We start from the raw sequence: 14,671 nt of genomic DNA, 5'->3' as shown, positions 1-14,671 counted from the left end.
TCTTTTGTTTTCTCTATGAAAGCTTAATATTCGCTTCCTTTAGCGCCTTTTCAGGGAGTGGTGACGGCGCGCCCATCATGTGGTCGCGGGCGTTTCCGTCCTTAGGGAAGGCCATGACTTCGCGGATGTTGGCCTCGCCCTGGAAGAGGGCCATGACGCGGTCTACACCGAGCGCAATGCCGCCGTGAGGCGGTGCGCCAAGCTCAAAGGCCTTCATCATGTGGCCAAACTGGGAATCGATAGTCTCAGCTGGGAAGCCCATGATCTCAAAGACTCGACGGAGCATTTCGGGCTGATGATTGCGGATAGAACCACCGCCAATTTCGAAACCGTTAAGCACAATGTCGTACTGGCTCGTAATAATATTGCCAATGTCTTCTTTGTTCGCCAGCTTCTCGCGCCACTCAGGAAGTGCTGCGGAGAATGGGTTGTGCGTAAAAGTCCAACCACCGTCTTCCGTCTTTTCGAAGAACGGAAAATCAATCACCCAGCAGAACGCAAACAGGTTCGGGTCATTCTTATCTTCACGAATGTCTGGGCGATCATTGCCGTACTTTTCCATGGATTCCTTGTAGGTCATCCGTGGGAATGGCAACTGCTGGATCTTCGCGTCAGGACGGTGCGTTTTCACGAGCTGGATCAGCAACTCTTCGATCATGCCCATCACGTCTTCTCTCTCAACGAAACTCATTTCAAGGTCGAGCTGGGTGAATTCCGGCTGACGGTCGCCGCGCTGGTCTTCATCACGGAAACACTTGGCCAGCTGGTAATAGCGTTCTACGCCAGCAACCATGAGGAGCTGCTTAAACTGTTGGGGAGACTGCGGGAGCACGTAAAAGTTCCCCGGGTGCGGTCGTGAAGGAACAATAAACTCGCGAGCACCCTCCGGGGTTCCCTTCGTCAAGATCGGAGTTTCAACCTCAATAAATCCTTTCTCGTTGAAATAGTGACGCATATCCTGGAACACCGCATGGCGCGTACGCAGGTTCTTCTGCATGCGCTCGCTTCTGAGGTCAAGATAGCGATAGGTGAGCCGAGCCTCTTCGTTGACTGGTCGAGTATCCTTGTCTATCTCGAATGGAGGCGTCTTTGCTTCGTTCAGAACGACGATCGACTTCGCCAAGAGCTCAACGGTGCCGGTCTTCAATTTGTCGTTCACCTGCTTAGCTCCTCGTGCTTGAACGATACCGGTGATAGCGACCACCCATTCAGAACGTAGCTTGGTCGAGATCTCCGCCGAGTCACCAAGTTCTGCCGGAACGGCAACTACCTGGATCAAGCCCTCCTTGTCACGAAGGTCAAAAAACGCCACTTTTCCCATGTCGCGGCGGGCGTGGATCCAGCCTGCCACGGTCACTGTTTCACCAATCTTTCCAACCGTCTCTGATGTAAGAATACGTTGCATAAAATTTCTGTGTCGAGGGAGAACAAAAATTCGCCCTCACAACACAATTCCGTTAAAGAATTATGTGCTAAGGGCGAATTTCACTCCGCGGTGCCACCTTGCTTTGTACTTTTTATGAAGTTTTAGCCCATCGCGGTTGTCAGTCGCGAGCAGTTACCAAGAAACCATAGCGCAATCATTTTTTTCCTGCAAGCCACGTCGTTTCGCGAACGACCTGGCTAGAGTGGATAAATATTCGCGGAAAACGCCACGCGTGATATGTTAAAAAGGCCTTTTAGCAGGAGTCCCGCCTTGATGAACCTCGACACGTCGCTCCCCGCGACCGCAGAAATCCACTCCGGCGATAGCGCCGTCATCAACCACGAGGAGATCATGGAGGCGTGCAAGCTCCTCCAGAAAATCATTGAGATCGTGAAGAGCGCTAATCGCGTCCTTTGGGTCAAGCCAGAGGAAGTCACCCAGGCTGATCGCGAAGCGTTCGCGTTACTCGAAGTAGAAGGCATCGTGAAGATAGATGTGGAAAACCGCGACAACAAGCTGGCACTCAGCCAGTTCCGTCGTGCGGTTCGCCGTCTCCTTCAGGGCGAAGACATCCACATCATCCAGGAGGTTCGTATTCGCTCGCTCATGATCGAGCTCCGTCACCGCGGCTAATCACGCCGCAGTCGTCCGTTCTGTACCGCTCCTCTGATTCGTCGGAGGAGCGGTTCGCCATTTTAATAAAGAAAAAGCAAACTCCAAAACGGCTCGTCCATTTGATAGCCAGGAACATGGTGGCGCATGAGGTCATGCACGCACGCGGCAAACGCATTGACATGCTCTGCCTTAAGCGCTGGCCGCACATAGTCTGAATACTGAGCTTCGCGTGCAAAACGCATTAGGGTCACGATCTCCTCTTCCAAAACTCGCGCCGCCACCCATTCCTGAGGCTCGGCCAACGTACAGCCAGTACAGACAAGTCCGCCCCGGCCATCATGCCAGCGAAATGACAACGGAAGAATGTCGCCCTTGCATGCCAGACACGAGTTCAGCTCAACCTCGTAACCGAGCATCGAAAGAAGACGCAAAAGAAACCCGCCCAGCACAAAAGTTGTACGCATGGGCGAAAGCGCGCTCGTATCATTCAAAAACTGGAGCAACGCTTTATACTCTTCGTAAAGCTCAAGGTCTGGTAAATCCTGCTGAACTGTTTTTTCTAACAACGCGCCCGCGGCATGAGCTAGCATTCGGCCGTCGAGCGATCCTGCGAGCTCACGGAAGGCATGCGCTCGTTCAGCCCCAATCACCGTCATGCCCCGCTGGCCCTTAATAATCTCAAGGGTGATAACCGCAAAGGGATCAAGATGTGGTGCTACTTTAGCCTTCCCCTTCCGCGCGCCCCGGCCAATGAACTCAATCTTGCCATGGTCCCGAGTCAACGCCGAATAGCGCCTATCCGCCTCCCGAAAAGGCGAGATGGTCAGAATCATGGCTTCGGTCTTGAGGGACGACCACATAGGGTTTTACGGCTTCACGGAGAACTGCTCTACGCCCATGGAGCCTTCGTCAAAATACGCCTGCAGGATCAACATGGCCGCGAGTGCGTCTTCATCCGCCTTAGTTCCTGTCTCTTTCTGCACGCGTCGTGCCTCCGTTGACGTAAATTGTTCATCAACCACATGTACCTGGAGTCCGCTCTCGGCTCTAAGTTTTTCGGCAAAGGCTAACGTGCGCTCAAGCTGCGTCTGGCTTTGATGAGCCTCTGGGACCGCGAGTCCGATCACCAAGGCCTCAATCTGCTCCTCCTTAATAACTTCGAGCAGCTCCTTGAGACCGCCAAAGATGACGCTAAAAGGAACGGCCACGCGAGCGCCATCATCCCCTAACGCGAGCCCAATTTTCTTAAATCCAAAATCTACGCCGAGATATTTCACATCGCGGGAGTTATGAAGTGAACTTTAATCACTGCCCCATTGCTCATTATAGGAAGGTCTACACCAAGATCATATTTATGATTACCTCCATCCTTAAACATCAGAGCGAAGTATTGATTGTCCCTTTCGAGCGGTCTTAAAGGCGTAATAACCAAATCTTTATACTCCCCAGGTTGCAAGTATTCTGAAACGCCAACTACTCCTCCCGGCGCCTGGCCGATTGCCTCATGGAACGTAATAAACCCAGGCGTCTTCACCGTGGCGCTCACGTGAATCTCGCCTAGGTTATCGAGCGTCGGGTCAACGACGATTAAGGCGCTTCCTGTTTCCTCCACGGGTCTATAGCTGATCTCCGGCGCGTTTGGCGCAAGCACAAAAAAAGTGGCGATTATCACCATCATCACGAACAAAATTACTAACCCAGTTGCATCTTCTTTTTTTATGAACATAAGTTCAGTTGCTTCTTAATATACTCCGCGTCTTCTTCGTCTGCCGTCTCGTAATCTACAAAAAAGTCACAAGAACCTACCCGAATCTCATATCCGCCATCATAACTATTCTCTGTCACATAGACCGCGTCTTCTACTCCCATAGCCTGCAGGGCCTGGCGAAGAAAGGCCTCATGGATCTCTTTACGCTCGTGCATAGCGAATATTAGCGATTTTATTGACAAAACTCTCGCCTAATGCTAGCATATTGTCACCATATCGTGAATGCCTCAATTTGCAGTCAATCCTGGTTCCCGCATGGAGAGTCGGAGTGATTGCAAGGGAAAAAACACGGACATCCCCCGTGGAGGCGAGCTCCTGTCAGTCTTAACGCAAAGACAACAGGGGTCGAGATCGGCCAGCTTCGAGTGCCGCCGGTACTCAGCTCAAAATCTCATAAAGAGGATGGGTCCCCCACACCCGGGCCCGCAGGATCATCTCCGTCCACACGTCCATCGGGTGCCAATTCGATGGGATGGGGACGAATAGATATCGTAGAAATCTTGGACGCTGGCCAGCGCAGGATAGGGTGCATCTCAGGTCCCTTCGGGTTTAAACCCCGAAGGGACCTCTTCTTTTTTAGATCTTGACGGTAGGCTCTGGCGTCAATACTTCTGGGCCGCCTGGAAGCAGTGCGATGGTCACCTCAAAATGCGCAGCGAGTGAATTGTCTGCGGTAACAATCGTCCAACCATCTTTCGCGGTAACTACGTCATCAGTCCCGAGCGTCAACATAGGCTCAATAGCCAAACACATTCCTTCTTTAAGCGCCGTCTTCGGAAAGGAGCTATCGACGTAATTCGGCACGTGTGGCGATTCATGTACCGCATGTCCTACGCCATGGCCGACCAACGCCTTAACAATTCCATACTTCTTTTGGTTCACCGCGCCTTCAACAGCCTGGCTGATGTCACGCACTACTCCGCCAACCTTAGCTGCTTCAACACCGGCACGCATTGAATCTCGAGTAACATGGAGAAGCTCCTTGAGTTCCTTAGAAATATTTCCAACCGGTACCGTCACAGCCATATCTGTACACATGTCTTTATACCAACAGCCAATGTCGAGTCCGACAATGTCGCCTTCATTTAGCACTATCTCGCGCGAGCCTACCCCGTGGACAACTTCTTCATTAACCGAGATGCAAACAGTCGAAGGGAACGGGATTTTGTTACCGCCTTTATACCCCAAGAATGACGGTTTTCCGCCACCATCTTCAATAGTCTTTCGAGCAATATCGTCGAGCTGTCGCATCGTCACGCCCGGCTTCACAATGTCTACCGCGGCCTGAAGCGCCTTTGATAGCAACGCCCCGCCCTCACGCATCGCCTGGATTTCTTCTGCAGTTTTGATTAGCGCCATATTGGTATTGGTTAGGGGCGAAGAATGTTTTCGGAAAAATTTGTTAGGAGGTAACCCGACTCCAAATTTTTACGAGAACATTCGTAGACCCTATAAAACAAAAAGCCGTTGAATTCTCTCAGCTACTTCTTCAATGGTTCCCATCCCGTCAACTTCTCGCACGACACCAAGCTTCTTGTATTCCTCAATAATCGGAACGGTATCTGTACTATAGATGCCGAGTCGTTTCTCGATGACCTCTGGTGTGTCATCCGTGCGGCCTTCCGTGATTGCTCGGTTCTGTAAGCGAGCCCGTGATTCACGCTTTGGTATGTCGATCACGATAACTGCTGTTGGTTGATCAAATCCCACAAACGCCTTCATCTGTTCAAAGTTCCGCGGGAAGCCGTCCAAAATATATCCATTCGCCACATCCGGCTCTGCCAAACGCTTCCTGAGTACTGCTTCAGCCACAACGTCCGATACTAAACTACCAGTCTCCACGATTGCCCGCACCTTTTGAGAAAGCTCGCCCTCTCCCTTTGCCTCTTCTCTCAAAAGATCGCCCATGGATAGGTACGGTATCCCGAGGAAGGCTGACAATTTCTTGGCCTGCGTCCCCTTCCCACTCCCCTGCGGCCCCAAGATGAATATTCTATGCATAAGCTACTGGGGGATGATAACTGCTAATAGTAAAAAAGAAAACAGCCCTGAAGGGCTGCTTCCATATTACTTGTTGTCGTAGCTACGCATGGTCAGCTGAGCCTCAACCTGTTTCACCATATCGACAATGACAGACACAACGATGATGACGGACGAACCGCCAACCACCAGATTCTGAGTACCGGTGATTTCCTGCATGAAGACTGGGAGAACCGCGATTATGCTCAAGAAAAGCGCGCCAATCAGCAAGAGACGATTAGTGACCCACTGGAGATACTTAGCCGTCTGCTCTCCGGGCCGAACACCGGGGATGAATCCACCCTGCTTCTGGAGGTTCTCGGCCACCTGCTCTGGCTTAAACACCACCGATGAATAGAAGAAGGTGAAGGAAAACACTAGAATGAAGTAAACAACTCCGTAGAACAAATTGTTCCCAAAAAGCGTGACGGTCTGTGTAGCAATCTGCTGTATGATCTCCGTTCGAGCATTCACAAAGAACTGCGCCACAAGCGGAGGAAGCACAATCAAGGAGAGGGCAAACAAAATAGGAATCATACCGCCCATGTTGATACGGAGTGGCAAGGACGAGTTCACGGTTGAACCTGCGCCACCACCGCGGGCATATTGCACCGGCAAGTTACGCACGGCCTCGCTCACGTAGACAACGCCAATAACCGTCACGAGCGTCAACGCCACGAAGAGAATAATATTCGTCGTGTCCGCGCTGGTGCTCGCCGCAAACGATTTCGCCACAAAACCTGGCATGGAAGCAATAATACCGGAGAAAATCATGATCGAAAGACCGTTCCCCATCTTGCGCTCGCTGATAAGCTCCCCCAACCACATAAGAAAAATCGTCCCAGCCATCATGGAAAGCATGGCGAGCAAATAATCCATGGTAGAGAAGGTCAGCTGAGTTCCGAGCGATGCGCTGGACTGCTGAAGAAGCTTCAGGATGCTGTAGCCCTGAAGGAACGAAAGCGGAACCGTCAGCAAACGCGTCCAGCGGTTAATCTTCTGTCTACCCTGTTCTTCCTGTTGCATTTCCTCTACAGACGGAAAAATCATTCCGAGCAGCTGGAAAATGATGGATGCCGTGATATAGGGACCAACACCAAGCGCCACGATCGAAAAGCTCGTCAGCGTGCCGCCGGAAAAAACGTTCAAAAGCCCAAGAAACTGGTTTCCTGCCAGAAGAGATTCAAGACCGGACGAATCAATCCCCGGCACCGGAATGTGCGCGGCAATACGGAATACCGTGACACAGAGGAGCATGAAGAGCAGACCGTTCCGGAGCTCTTTCGTCTTCAGGATCCGCAGGAATACGTTCATACCGTTCAAAAGAATGGTTACTCAATCTTTCCGCCCAACTTCGCGATCATCTCGGCTGCGGATTTTGAAACCTCGCAGTTCTTGACCACAATCGCGTGCGTCAACTCACCACCGCCCAGGATCTTAGCTGCGTGAGAACCCTTCGGAATCAATCCCTTAGCCACGAGTGTCTTTGGAGTAACTACTTCATTAGCAATTGTTTTCTTCTCGAGCTCGCCGATATTCACAGACACCAGCTTTTCGCTCAAAGACGTGAAGCCACGCTTCTTTGGAGTGGCCAACAGCGTGTGGCGCATACCAAGACGCTTAAGTCCACCCACGCCGGAGCGAGAGCTTTGACCTTTCTGACCACGACCGGCGGTGGTTCCCTTAGAACCAAGACCGCGGCCTACACGCTTAGGCAGGGCGCGAGCACCCTTAGCTGAGCGTAAATTAGATAGAGTAATTGCCATATTATTTCTTTGCGTTCTCCTTTGGCAGAGGCATTTTCAAAGCACTGAGTGCCAAGAAGGTGGCCTTAGCACTGTTGATCTTGTTCTTGGCTCCAAGAAGCTTAGAAACTGCGTTCGGAACACCAGCCAGTTCAAGCACCATGCGGGTCGGGCCGCCGCTCTTGAGTCCAGTACCCTTAGGTGCTGGCTTCAAAAGCACTTTAGCTGCGGCGTACTTGCTATATACCTCGTGCGGAATAGTCTCGTTGACGAGCGGCACTGTGATCATGTTCTTCTTAGCCTGACGGAAAGCTTTCTCTACAGACATAGCCACGTCAACACCCTTTGCTACGCCAAAGCCCACCCGACCACGACGGTCGCCGATGATAATAGAGGCGCGGAAACGCATGCGTTTACCGCCCTTGGTCACGCGAGTAACGCGAACAAGTTCTAGAATCTTCTGCTCGAATTCGCGTGGTTCACGTTCTGGGCGGCCACCGGTGCGAGGTCCGCGTCCGCGGCTATCTCCGCCCCGACCACCTTGACCCTGACCACCACGGCCAGCACCAGCACCACCGCGCTGCGGAGGTCCGCGACGATCAGTCGTGCGAGGAGCTTGTCCGGCAGGAGCCGGAGCAACTACTGGAGTAACAATTTTTGTTGGTTCTTCCATAGGATTAGAATACAAGTCCGCCTTCACGAGCCGCCTCAGCGAGCGCCTTTACGCGCCCGTGGAAACGGAATTGGCCTTTATCAAAAACGACTTTCGTGATGCCGGCAGCCTTGGCTTTGGCGGCCACTTCCTGGCCAACCATCGCCGCTAATTCCAGGCCTGTCTTCTTGGCATCCATCTTCAGATCAGAAGCAGAGGCCAAAGTCTTGCCCTTTGTATCATCAATAACCTGAGCACTCATGTGCTTAGAAGATCGGAAGATAGACAAGCGCGGTCGCTCCGTGGTTCCGGAGATCTTAGCGCGAGTGCGGATAGCGCGGCGTTCAGCCTGTGCACGCTTTTTTTGGATGTTCTTTGGGGTCATATGCTTATTTCTCGCTCTTCGCAGCCTTTCCAGCCTTACGACGAATCACTTCGTCAGAGTACTTAAAGCCTTTTCCTTTATATGGTTCCGGCTTCTTGAGCGAGCGAATCTCTGCCGCTGCTCGACCGACTGCCTCCGCGTCAATGCCGGACAGCGTCAGAACGTTCCCCTCGATCTTAGCTACGACGCCTTCTGGCAATTCGTATTCTACGTCATGGGAGAAGCCAAGTGACATGAGGAGTCCCTTGCCTTTCAAGTTCATCTTGAAACCAACTCCATTGAGCTCGAGTGTCTTAGCGTAGCCTTCAGTCACGCCCTTCACCATCTTATTCAGAAGTGCGCGCATGGTACCCCAGATGGCTCGGTCGTCATTCTCCGGATCATTCACCGTAACATCAAGCTGAGCCATGCCAGTGCTATCAGCAGACTGGGCCACGTGAGCGTGAGCGTGAAGAGCCAAGGTCAAAGCCCCCTTTGGACCCTTTACAGTAACTTTATCGTTTGCGATCTCCGCGGTTACACCGGCGGGGAGGAAAACTGGTTTTTTGCCGATTCGCGACATATTAGTAAATTTCGCAAATAAGTTCTCCGCCCAAATGCCGTTTCTTTGCCTCGTCGCTCGTCATGAGTCCGTTCGGGGTTGAAAGAATCGCAATACCAAAACCTGAACGGACACGAGTCAGCTCAGTCGCCTTCACATAAACACGGCGGCCTGGCTTACTAATGCGCTTCAAGTCCGAGACGCGGGGTGAACCATTCGGTTCATAGCGAAGCTCCACCTTCAAGATGGGGCGTCCGCCCTGCTCCTCCCGGCTGACAGCCTGAAGGAAGCCCTCGCTCTCTAGAATCTTCGCCAAAGCGAATTTCATTTGTGAGAGGGGCATGGTGACCACCTCCGCTTTCACCATGGCGGCGTTGCGGATGCGGGTGAGCATGTCTGAGATTGGGTCTGTCATCATAGGATTACCAGCTAGCTTTCCGAATGCCTGGGATCTCGCCCACGTTTGCAAGTTCACGGAAACAGATGCGGCACAAGCCGAAGTCCCGCATGAAGAAACGCTTTCGGCCACAGCGCCAGCACCGTAGTACGTGGCGGGTCATGAACTTAGGCGTCTTCTTGGACTTAGCAATTTGGTTCGTTGTTGCCATAGGTTAGGCTCGGCTGATTTTCTCTTTCGTAGCAAATGGGAACCCGAGGCCCCTCATGAGCGCTACTCCTTCCGCATGATTCTTGGCGGTAGTAGTGATCGTGATCTGGAGACCGTGCAGTGATTCTACTTCATCTGGCAGAATCTCCGGGAACGACGTGTGTTCATTCATGCCGAAGTTGAAGTTTCCATCCTTATCTACCGCCGATTCCGGGATACCTCGGAAGTCACGAATACGAGCGAATGACACGCGAGACAGCTTCTCTAAGAAGTCCCACATCTTCTTACCGCGCAGGGTAACTGTCACGCCAACCACCATACCTTCTCTAACCTTGAATCCAGCAATGGACTTGCGGGCCTTGGTTTTGACTGGCTGCTGGCCAGTGATACGACGGAAAGTGTCTACCACCACATCAGAAAACTTCGCATCCTTGCCTTTGCCAAAGCCGGCATTCAGCGTCACTTTCAAGATGGTTGGGGTTTCGTGAACGTTAGTCAAACCAAACTCCTGGCGGAGAGCCGGCTGAACTACGGTCGTAAATTGTTCCTTAAGAGTTTGCATAATTAGCCAATGTCTTTGACCGATTTCTTTGAGTGAAGGACGCGTGTCTTCTGACCGCCTTCCGTCACTTTGTAGCCAACCCGACCAACCGTACCGCCAGACACCACCGCCACGTTCTCTACTCGGATCGGAGCGCTGTAAGTCACCTTCTGTCCTTCTGGTTTAGCTGCCCCCGCCTGCTGCTTCATCCGCTTAGGCGAGATGTGCTTGACCGTGAGGCGCACGCCCTCTACTACCACCAGACCAAGTTCTGGAAACGTCTGAGTCACTTTGCCTTCTTTACCCTTATCCTTCCCTACCATGACGCGAACCATGTCGCCTGTTTTGATTTTCATAGTAGATGGATTAGAGGACTTCAGGGGCCAAGGACACAATTTTAGTGAAACCACCAGCGCGCAACTCGCGAGCCACTGGTCCAAAGATACGTGTTCCGCGAGGATCTCCTGTTTCACGATTGATCAGAACAGCTGCGTTCTCATCAAAGCGGATGTAGGAGCCGTCTTCACGGCGTACTTCTTTGCGTGAGCGGACAATCACCGCGTGCACTACGTCGCTCTTTTTGACTGGGTTGTGCGGGTCAGCGACCTTCACGACAGCAGTCACGACGTCGCCCAAACGGGCATAACGCTTCTTGTAGCCACCCAGGACACGAATGACCTGGAGCTTTTTGGCGCCGCTGTTGTCAGCCACGGCGATCATTGATCGGTGTTGCAACATAGGGCTTAGGCTTTACTGACTACTCTCCAGCGCTTAAGCGCAGACAGTGGTCTGGTTTCTTCAATCACAACCTTATCACCAGCCTGGATGTCTGGAGATTCGTTGTGCGCCAAGTACTTAGCGCTCACAGCGTAGCGCTTACCGTACTTAGGATGGATCACGGTGCGGTCAACTCGAACGGATACGGTTTTCATCATCTTAGTAGAGACGACCGTACCGATCAAGCGGCGGCGGGTGATTTTTTTGGTTTCGTTAGGCATATTACTTCTTCAAAGCGGACAACTTGGTCATCATGCGAGCCGTATCTTTTCTAACCTGTCTGATTTCCCGCACGCCTTTTAGCTGGTTCATGGAACGGCTCAATCTGAGCGCGTGGATTCTGGCTCTCCCCTCCGCCATTAGCGCCTGGAGCTCTTTTTCGGTTTTACCGTCAAGTTCTTTATAGCGCATATTAGCGGGAAATAATCTTTGTCTTAACCGGGAGCTTGTAAGCTGCCAGACGGAAAGCCTCTTTAGCTACCTCAGGCGTCACCCCGTCCATCTCAAACATGACAGTGCCGGCGCGGACAGGAACCATGTAGTAGTCCACTCCACCCTTTCCCTTACCCATCGGAGCTTCTGCGCCATGGTTAGTGACCGGATGGTCAGGAAAAATACGGATCCAAATTTTTCCACCGCGCTTAATCGCACGCGTCATCGCGCGGCGGGCAGCTTCAATCTGGCGAGCCGTTACCCAGGCCTCCGTAATAGCTTTTAAGCCAAAGGAGCCGAAAGCAACGTCCGTTTTCTGGGTGGCAACGCGATCACCAGCGGTGCGTCGCTTTTGCCACTTTCTATATTTCATTTTTTTGGGGAGTAGCATAGGACAGGGTCAGTTAGGCGCGAGGTGCGCGGTAGCGAGTAGGAGCTGCACGTTTTGAGGCTTCCGGAGCCGTTTCTGCGGACTGGGTAGCTTCAGCGGCCTTATCCTTTTCAAAAACATCGCCGCGGTAAACCCACACTTTGATACCAATGACACCGTAAACCGTGTTCGCTCGCACGCGAGCGAAGTCAATGTCGGCGCGCAAGTTATGAAGCGGGATAGAACCCTGGGACAGCGTTTCCGTACGAGCGATTTCTGCTCCGTTCAAACGTCCGGACAGGGTCATCTTAACTCCCTTGGCTCCGCCCTTCATGACGCGTTCAATGGCCATTTTCATGGACCGACGGAACGGGAGACGGCGTTCAATGTCCTGAGCGATCTGTTCGCCAATAATCTGTGAATAAAGAGACGGGCGAGAAACCTCAGTCGCGTTGATGTTCAGCGTGACCCGGCGACCGCGGAAGAAGGCCTTCATGATCTTCTTCTTTAGATCCTCAATGCCGGCACCGGAACGGCCAATCACGAAACCTGGTTTTGCAACATGGACCGTGATGGTCAACTGTTTCGGCGTACGCTCAATACCGACATCGTTCAGACCGGCTTCCTTCAGTTCTTTGCGGAGGAATTCGCGGAGCTCAACGTCTTCTTTCAGTTGAGAAATAAATTGTCCGCCACGGGCAAACCACTTGGAATCCCAAGTGTAAATGGTGGCGAGACGGAATGCTTTTGGATGGACTTTGTGACCCATATTAGGCGGTTGTCGTTTGAGCTTTTACTACAGATTTCTTCGCCGTCACTTTTTTCACCTTCGTCGCTTCATCCGGTCCAGAGACCGCAATGGTGATGTGCGACATACGGAGGCGAATCGGTGTAGCCCGACCCTGCGCGCGGGGCGTGGAACGCTTAATCTTCGGCCCCTCATCCACGTACGCCTTAGAAACAACCAGGGTGGATTCATCCATCTTGAGGTTGTTCACGGCGTTGGCAATGGCCGAATTCAGCGCCTTTAAAACTGGCGTCGCCGCGAGTTTGTCAGACACCATAAGCTGGCGGCGAGCAGCGCCGATAGACATCCCCCGAATGAGGCTCACCACCAGGCGAGACTTTCGAGGAGCGATGCGGATAAATTTTGCTTTGCTGATAGCTTCCATATGGCAATTTATCGGCTGATCTTCTTAGCTGCTGCCGGGGCAGCGGCCGCGGCCGGAGCTGGTGCTGCTTCAGCAGCAACCATCTTGCCAGCGTGGCGAACAAACTTACGCGTTGGAGAAAACTCGCCTAGCTTGTGGCCGACCATGTTTTCAACAACTCGCACCTGAATGAAATCCTTACCGTTGTGCACAGCAAACGTAAACCCAACCATCTGTGGAGTGATGGTGGAGGAGCGAGACCAGGTCTTCACGACCGTCTTATCTCCTGGGCGAAGCTTGTCCACCTTCTTCTGAAGGTGGTCGGCTACGAACGGGCCTTTTTTTAGACTTCGGGTCATAGGGGTTTACACTGCGCGATTCTTATCGTGATTCCGACGGCGGACAATCATTCTGTCTGAAGCCTGCTCTTTGCGAGTCTTCACTCCGAGGGCCGGCTTACCGGTTGGCGTCTTCGGATGCTTGAGACCAATAGAGTTTCTAGCTTCACCTCCACCGTGTGGGTGATCAACCGGGTTCATGGCTTTACCACGAACGGTTGGGCGAATACCGCGCCAACGCGTACGACCAGCCTTGCCCCAGCGCACCAAGCTCCAATCTGGGTTAGAAACAGTACCAATGGTCGCCATGCAAACCTTTAGTACTCGGCGAACTTCGCCGGAAGGCAAGCGGAGCGTCGCGTGATCTCCCTCAATAGCGAGGAGCTCAGCTGACGTACCGGCACCACGGACAATCTGTCCGCCTCCGCCTGGCTGAAGTTCAATGTTATGAACCTGCATACCGACTGGAATTTTTTCAAGCGGGAAACGGTTGCCAACGGACGGCTCGCCCTTCTCTTTGCTAGATACTACGGTCATCCCGACTGTCAGACCGTGTGGAGCAAGAACGTAAACGCGCAAACCATCGGCATAGGCCAGAAGCGCCAAACGAGCACCGCGGTTTGGATCGTATTCAATGGTCTGGACCTTGGCTGGAATATTCAAGCGATCAAATTTCCAGTCAATCACGCGAACGTGCGTACGTCCACCACCGCCACGATGACGAACGGTGATCTTACCACCGGCACCGCGGCCAGCCTGTTCCTTGCGGGACTTCAAAAGTGACTTCAGGGGCGTTGAGCTCGTGACGTCTTTGAATGACTGCACGCTGGACTTCCGGCGAGCTGCAGTTGTTGGTTTATAGTTGGTGATTGGCATACTAGAGCGCAAAAATGTCTACCCGAGAACCAGCTGGAAGAGTGATCATAGCTTTCTTCCAATCTGAAGCCCGAGAAGCGAAACGTCCAGACTTAGATTCCTTACCGTGCACACGCATGATATTCACGTTAGCTGGTGCCACTTTGTACAGCTCCTTAAAAGCAGCGCGTACAGCTACACGATTAGCATTAAGCGGAACACGGAAAGCGTAAACACCAGCATCAGCCAAATGTGCCGTCTTCTCCGTTACGAGCGGAGCCAAAAGCGTCCGGGCGGCCAAAGCAGAAACTGCACCACCCTGTGCCTTAAGTACATCGCGCTTTTCTTCTTTCTTCGCCTTAGGAGCTGTTTTCTTAACCTCCTTCGGAGCCTCTGTCTTCACATCGGCTTCCACTGGCACTGCTGTTTTCTTTTTGAAGATCGCCATA

At 52.5% G+C, this 14,671-nt stretch carries 26 protein-coding genes; 1 reads left to right on the top strand and 25 read right to left on the bottom strand.

The window, feature by feature from the left end:
- Window positions 1-13: 13 nt before the first annotated feature.
- Window positions 14-1,405, bottom strand: coding sequence for an aspartate--tRNA ligase (aspS, locus tag WC813_00625; protein MFA5946513.1), 1,392 nt, complete (start codon window positions 1,403-1,405; stop codon window positions 14-16).
- Window positions 1,406-1,699: 294 nt separating this feature from the next.
- On the opposite strand from aspS, the gene WC813_00620 reads away from it, so the two are divergent.
- Complete coding sequence (locus WC813_00620) at window positions 1,700-2,059, top strand: hypothetical protein (GenBank protein ID MFA5946512.1); 360 nt, start codon at window positions 1,700-1,702, stop codon at window positions 2,057-2,059.
- A gap of 62 nt (window positions 2,060-2,121) precedes the next feature.
- Here the strand turns inward: WC813_00620 and recO are convergent, their stop codons facing one another.
- The 24 genes from recO to WC813_00500 all read right to left on the bottom strand — a co-directional run bounded on the left by recO (window position 2,122) and on the right by WC813_00500 (window position 14,670).
- Complete coding sequence (gene recO, locus WC813_00615; protein MFA5946511.1) at window positions 2,122-2,901, bottom strand: DNA repair protein RecO; 780 nt, start codon at window positions 2,899-2,901, stop codon at window positions 2,122-2,124.
- A 6-nt stretch (window positions 2,902-2,907) separates the two neighbouring features.
- Window positions 2,908-3,318, bottom strand: a complete 411-nt coding sequence (gene ruvX, locus WC813_00610; protein MFA5946510.1) for a Holliday junction resolvase RuvX — start codon at window positions 3,316-3,318, stop codon at window positions 2,908-2,910.
- Window positions 3,315-3,767: a hypothetical protein gene (locus WC813_00605; protein MFA5946509.1), complete on the bottom strand. Its 453-nt coding sequence runs from the start codon at window positions 3,765-3,767 to the stop codon at window positions 3,315-3,317. Before WC813_00605 ends, ruvX begins: the two co-directional genes overlap by 4 nt.
- The gene (locus WC813_00600) at window positions 3,758-3,964 is read right to left on the bottom strand and encodes a hypothetical protein (GenBank protein ID MFA5946508.1); all 207 of its coding nucleotides are present in this window, start codon (window positions 3,962-3,964) and stop codon (window positions 3,758-3,760) included. Before WC813_00600 ends, WC813_00605 begins: the two co-directional genes overlap by 10 nt.
- Window positions 3,965-4,385: 421 nt before the next feature.
- Entirely contained in the window at window positions 4,386-5,168 is a 783-nt protein-coding gene (map, locus tag WC813_00595) for a type I methionyl aminopeptidase (GenBank protein ID MFA5946507.1), read from the bottom strand.
- Window positions 5,169-5,258: 90 nt separating this feature from the next.
- Entirely contained in the window at window positions 5,259-5,810 is a 552-nt protein-coding gene (locus WC813_00590; protein MFA5946506.1) for a nucleoside monophosphate kinase, read from the bottom strand.
- 66 nt (window positions 5,811-5,876) lie between these two features.
- Window positions 5,877-7,142 (bottom strand): preprotein translocase subunit SecY, encoded by a 1,266-nt coding sequence (gene secY / locus WC813_00585; protein MFA5946505.1) that lies wholly within the window; start codon window positions 7,140-7,142, stop codon window positions 5,877-5,879.
- Between the two features lie 17 nt (window positions 7,143-7,159).
- Window positions 7,160-7,594, bottom strand: coding sequence for a 50S ribosomal protein L15 (gene rplO / locus WC813_00580; GenBank protein ID MFA5946504.1), 435 nt, complete (start codon window positions 7,592-7,594; stop codon window positions 7,160-7,162).
- Window position 7,595: 1 nt separating this feature from the next.
- A complete protein-coding gene (gene rpsE / locus WC813_00575; protein ID MFA5946503.1) occupies window positions 7,596-8,246 on the bottom strand; it encodes a 30S ribosomal protein S5 in 651 nt (216 codons plus the stop codon).
- Window positions 8,247-8,250: 4 nt separating this feature from the next.
- Window positions 8,251-8,610 carry a 50S ribosomal protein L18 gene (rplR, locus tag WC813_00570; GenBank protein ID MFA5946502.1) on the bottom strand — a complete coding sequence of 120 codons (360 nt, stop codon included), beginning with the start codon at window positions 8,608-8,610 and terminating at the stop codon, window positions 8,251-8,253.
- 4 nt (window positions 8,611-8,614) lie between these two features.
- Window positions 8,615-9,172 carry a 50S ribosomal protein L6 gene (gene rplF / locus WC813_00565; GenBank protein MFA5946501.1) on the bottom strand — a complete coding sequence of 186 codons (558 nt, stop codon included), beginning with the start codon at window positions 9,170-9,172 and terminating at the stop codon, window positions 8,615-8,617.
- Window position 9,173: 1 nt separating this feature from the next.
- Window positions 9,174-9,566 (bottom strand): 30S ribosomal protein S8, encoded by a 393-nt coding sequence (gene rpsH / locus WC813_00560; protein MFA5946500.1) that lies wholly within the window; start codon window positions 9,564-9,566, stop codon window positions 9,174-9,176.
- A 7-nt stretch (window positions 9,567-9,573) separates the two neighbouring features.
- On the bottom strand, window positions 9,574-9,759 hold the full coding sequence (locus tag WC813_00555) for a type Z 30S ribosomal protein S14 (protein ID MFA5946499.1): 186 nt from the start codon (window positions 9,757-9,759) through the stop codon (window positions 9,574-9,576).
- Window positions 9,760-9,762: 3 nt separating this feature from the next.
- Window positions 9,763-10,320, bottom strand: a complete 558-nt coding sequence (gene rplE / locus WC813_00550; GenBank protein MFA5946498.1) for a 50S ribosomal protein L5 — start codon at window positions 10,318-10,320, stop codon at window positions 9,763-9,765.
- Window positions 10,321-10,322: 2 nt separating this feature from the next.
- Window positions 10,323-10,655 carry a 50S ribosomal protein L24 gene (gene rplX, locus WC813_00545; GenBank protein ID MFA5946497.1) on the bottom strand — a complete coding sequence of 111 codons (333 nt, stop codon included), beginning with the start codon at window positions 10,653-10,655 and terminating at the stop codon, window positions 10,323-10,325.
- A 10-nt stretch (window positions 10,656-10,665) separates the two neighbouring features.
- Complete coding sequence (gene rplN / locus WC813_00540) at window positions 10,666-11,037, bottom strand: 50S ribosomal protein L14 (GenBank protein ID MFA5946496.1); 372 nt, start codon at window positions 11,035-11,037, stop codon at window positions 10,666-10,668.
- Window positions 11,038-11,042: 5 nt separating this feature from the next.
- Complete coding sequence (gene rpsQ / locus WC813_00535; GenBank protein MFA5946495.1) at window positions 11,043-11,297, bottom strand: 30S ribosomal protein S17; 255 nt, start codon at window positions 11,295-11,297, stop codon at window positions 11,043-11,045.
- Window position 11,298: 1 nt separating this feature from the next.
- On the bottom strand, window positions 11,299-11,487 hold the full coding sequence (gene rpmC / locus WC813_00530) for a 50S ribosomal protein L29 (protein ID MFA5946494.1): 189 nt from the start codon (window positions 11,485-11,487) through the stop codon (window positions 11,299-11,301).
- 1 nt (window position 11,488) lies between these two features.
- Window positions 11,489-11,899, bottom strand: coding sequence for a 50S ribosomal protein L16 (rplP, locus tag WC813_00525; GenBank protein ID MFA5946493.1), 411 nt, complete (start codon window positions 11,897-11,899; stop codon window positions 11,489-11,491).
- Between the two features lie 13 nt (window positions 11,900-11,912).
- On the bottom strand, window positions 11,913-12,647 hold the full coding sequence (rpsC, locus tag WC813_00520) for a 30S ribosomal protein S3 (protein MFA5946492.1): 735 nt from the start codon (window positions 12,645-12,647) through the stop codon (window positions 11,913-11,915).
- 1 nt (window position 12,648) lies between these two features.
- Entirely contained in the window at window positions 12,649-13,050 is a 402-nt protein-coding gene (gene rplV / locus WC813_00515; GenBank protein MFA5946491.1) for a 50S ribosomal protein L22, read from the bottom strand.
- Window positions 13,051-13,058: 8 nt separating this feature from the next.
- The gene (gene rpsS, locus WC813_00510; protein MFA5946490.1) at window positions 13,059-13,388 is read right to left on the bottom strand and encodes a 30S ribosomal protein S19; all 330 of its coding nucleotides are present in this window, start codon (window positions 13,386-13,388) and stop codon (window positions 13,059-13,061) included.
- A 6-nt stretch (window positions 13,389-13,394) separates the two neighbouring features.
- Entirely contained in the window at window positions 13,395-14,243 is an 849-nt protein-coding gene (rplB, locus tag WC813_00505; GenBank protein ID MFA5946489.1) for a 50S ribosomal protein L2, read from the bottom strand.
- Window position 14,244: 1 nt separating this feature from the next.
- Window positions 14,245-14,670, bottom strand: coding sequence for a 50S ribosomal protein L23 (locus WC813_00500; protein MFA5946488.1), 426 nt, complete (start codon window positions 14,668-14,670; stop codon window positions 14,245-14,247).
- Window position 14,671 lies beyond the last annotated feature (1 nt).

The sequence above is a fragment of the Patescibacteria group bacterium genome (assembly GCA_041659765.1).
In the GTDB taxonomy this organism is placed as follows: Bacteria; Patescibacteriota; Patescibacteriia; order UBA9934; family UBA9934; genus JAGORL01.
The sequence above is the reverse complement of the archived record's forward strand: the minus strand, read 5'-3'. Positions and strand labels throughout refer to the sequence as shown.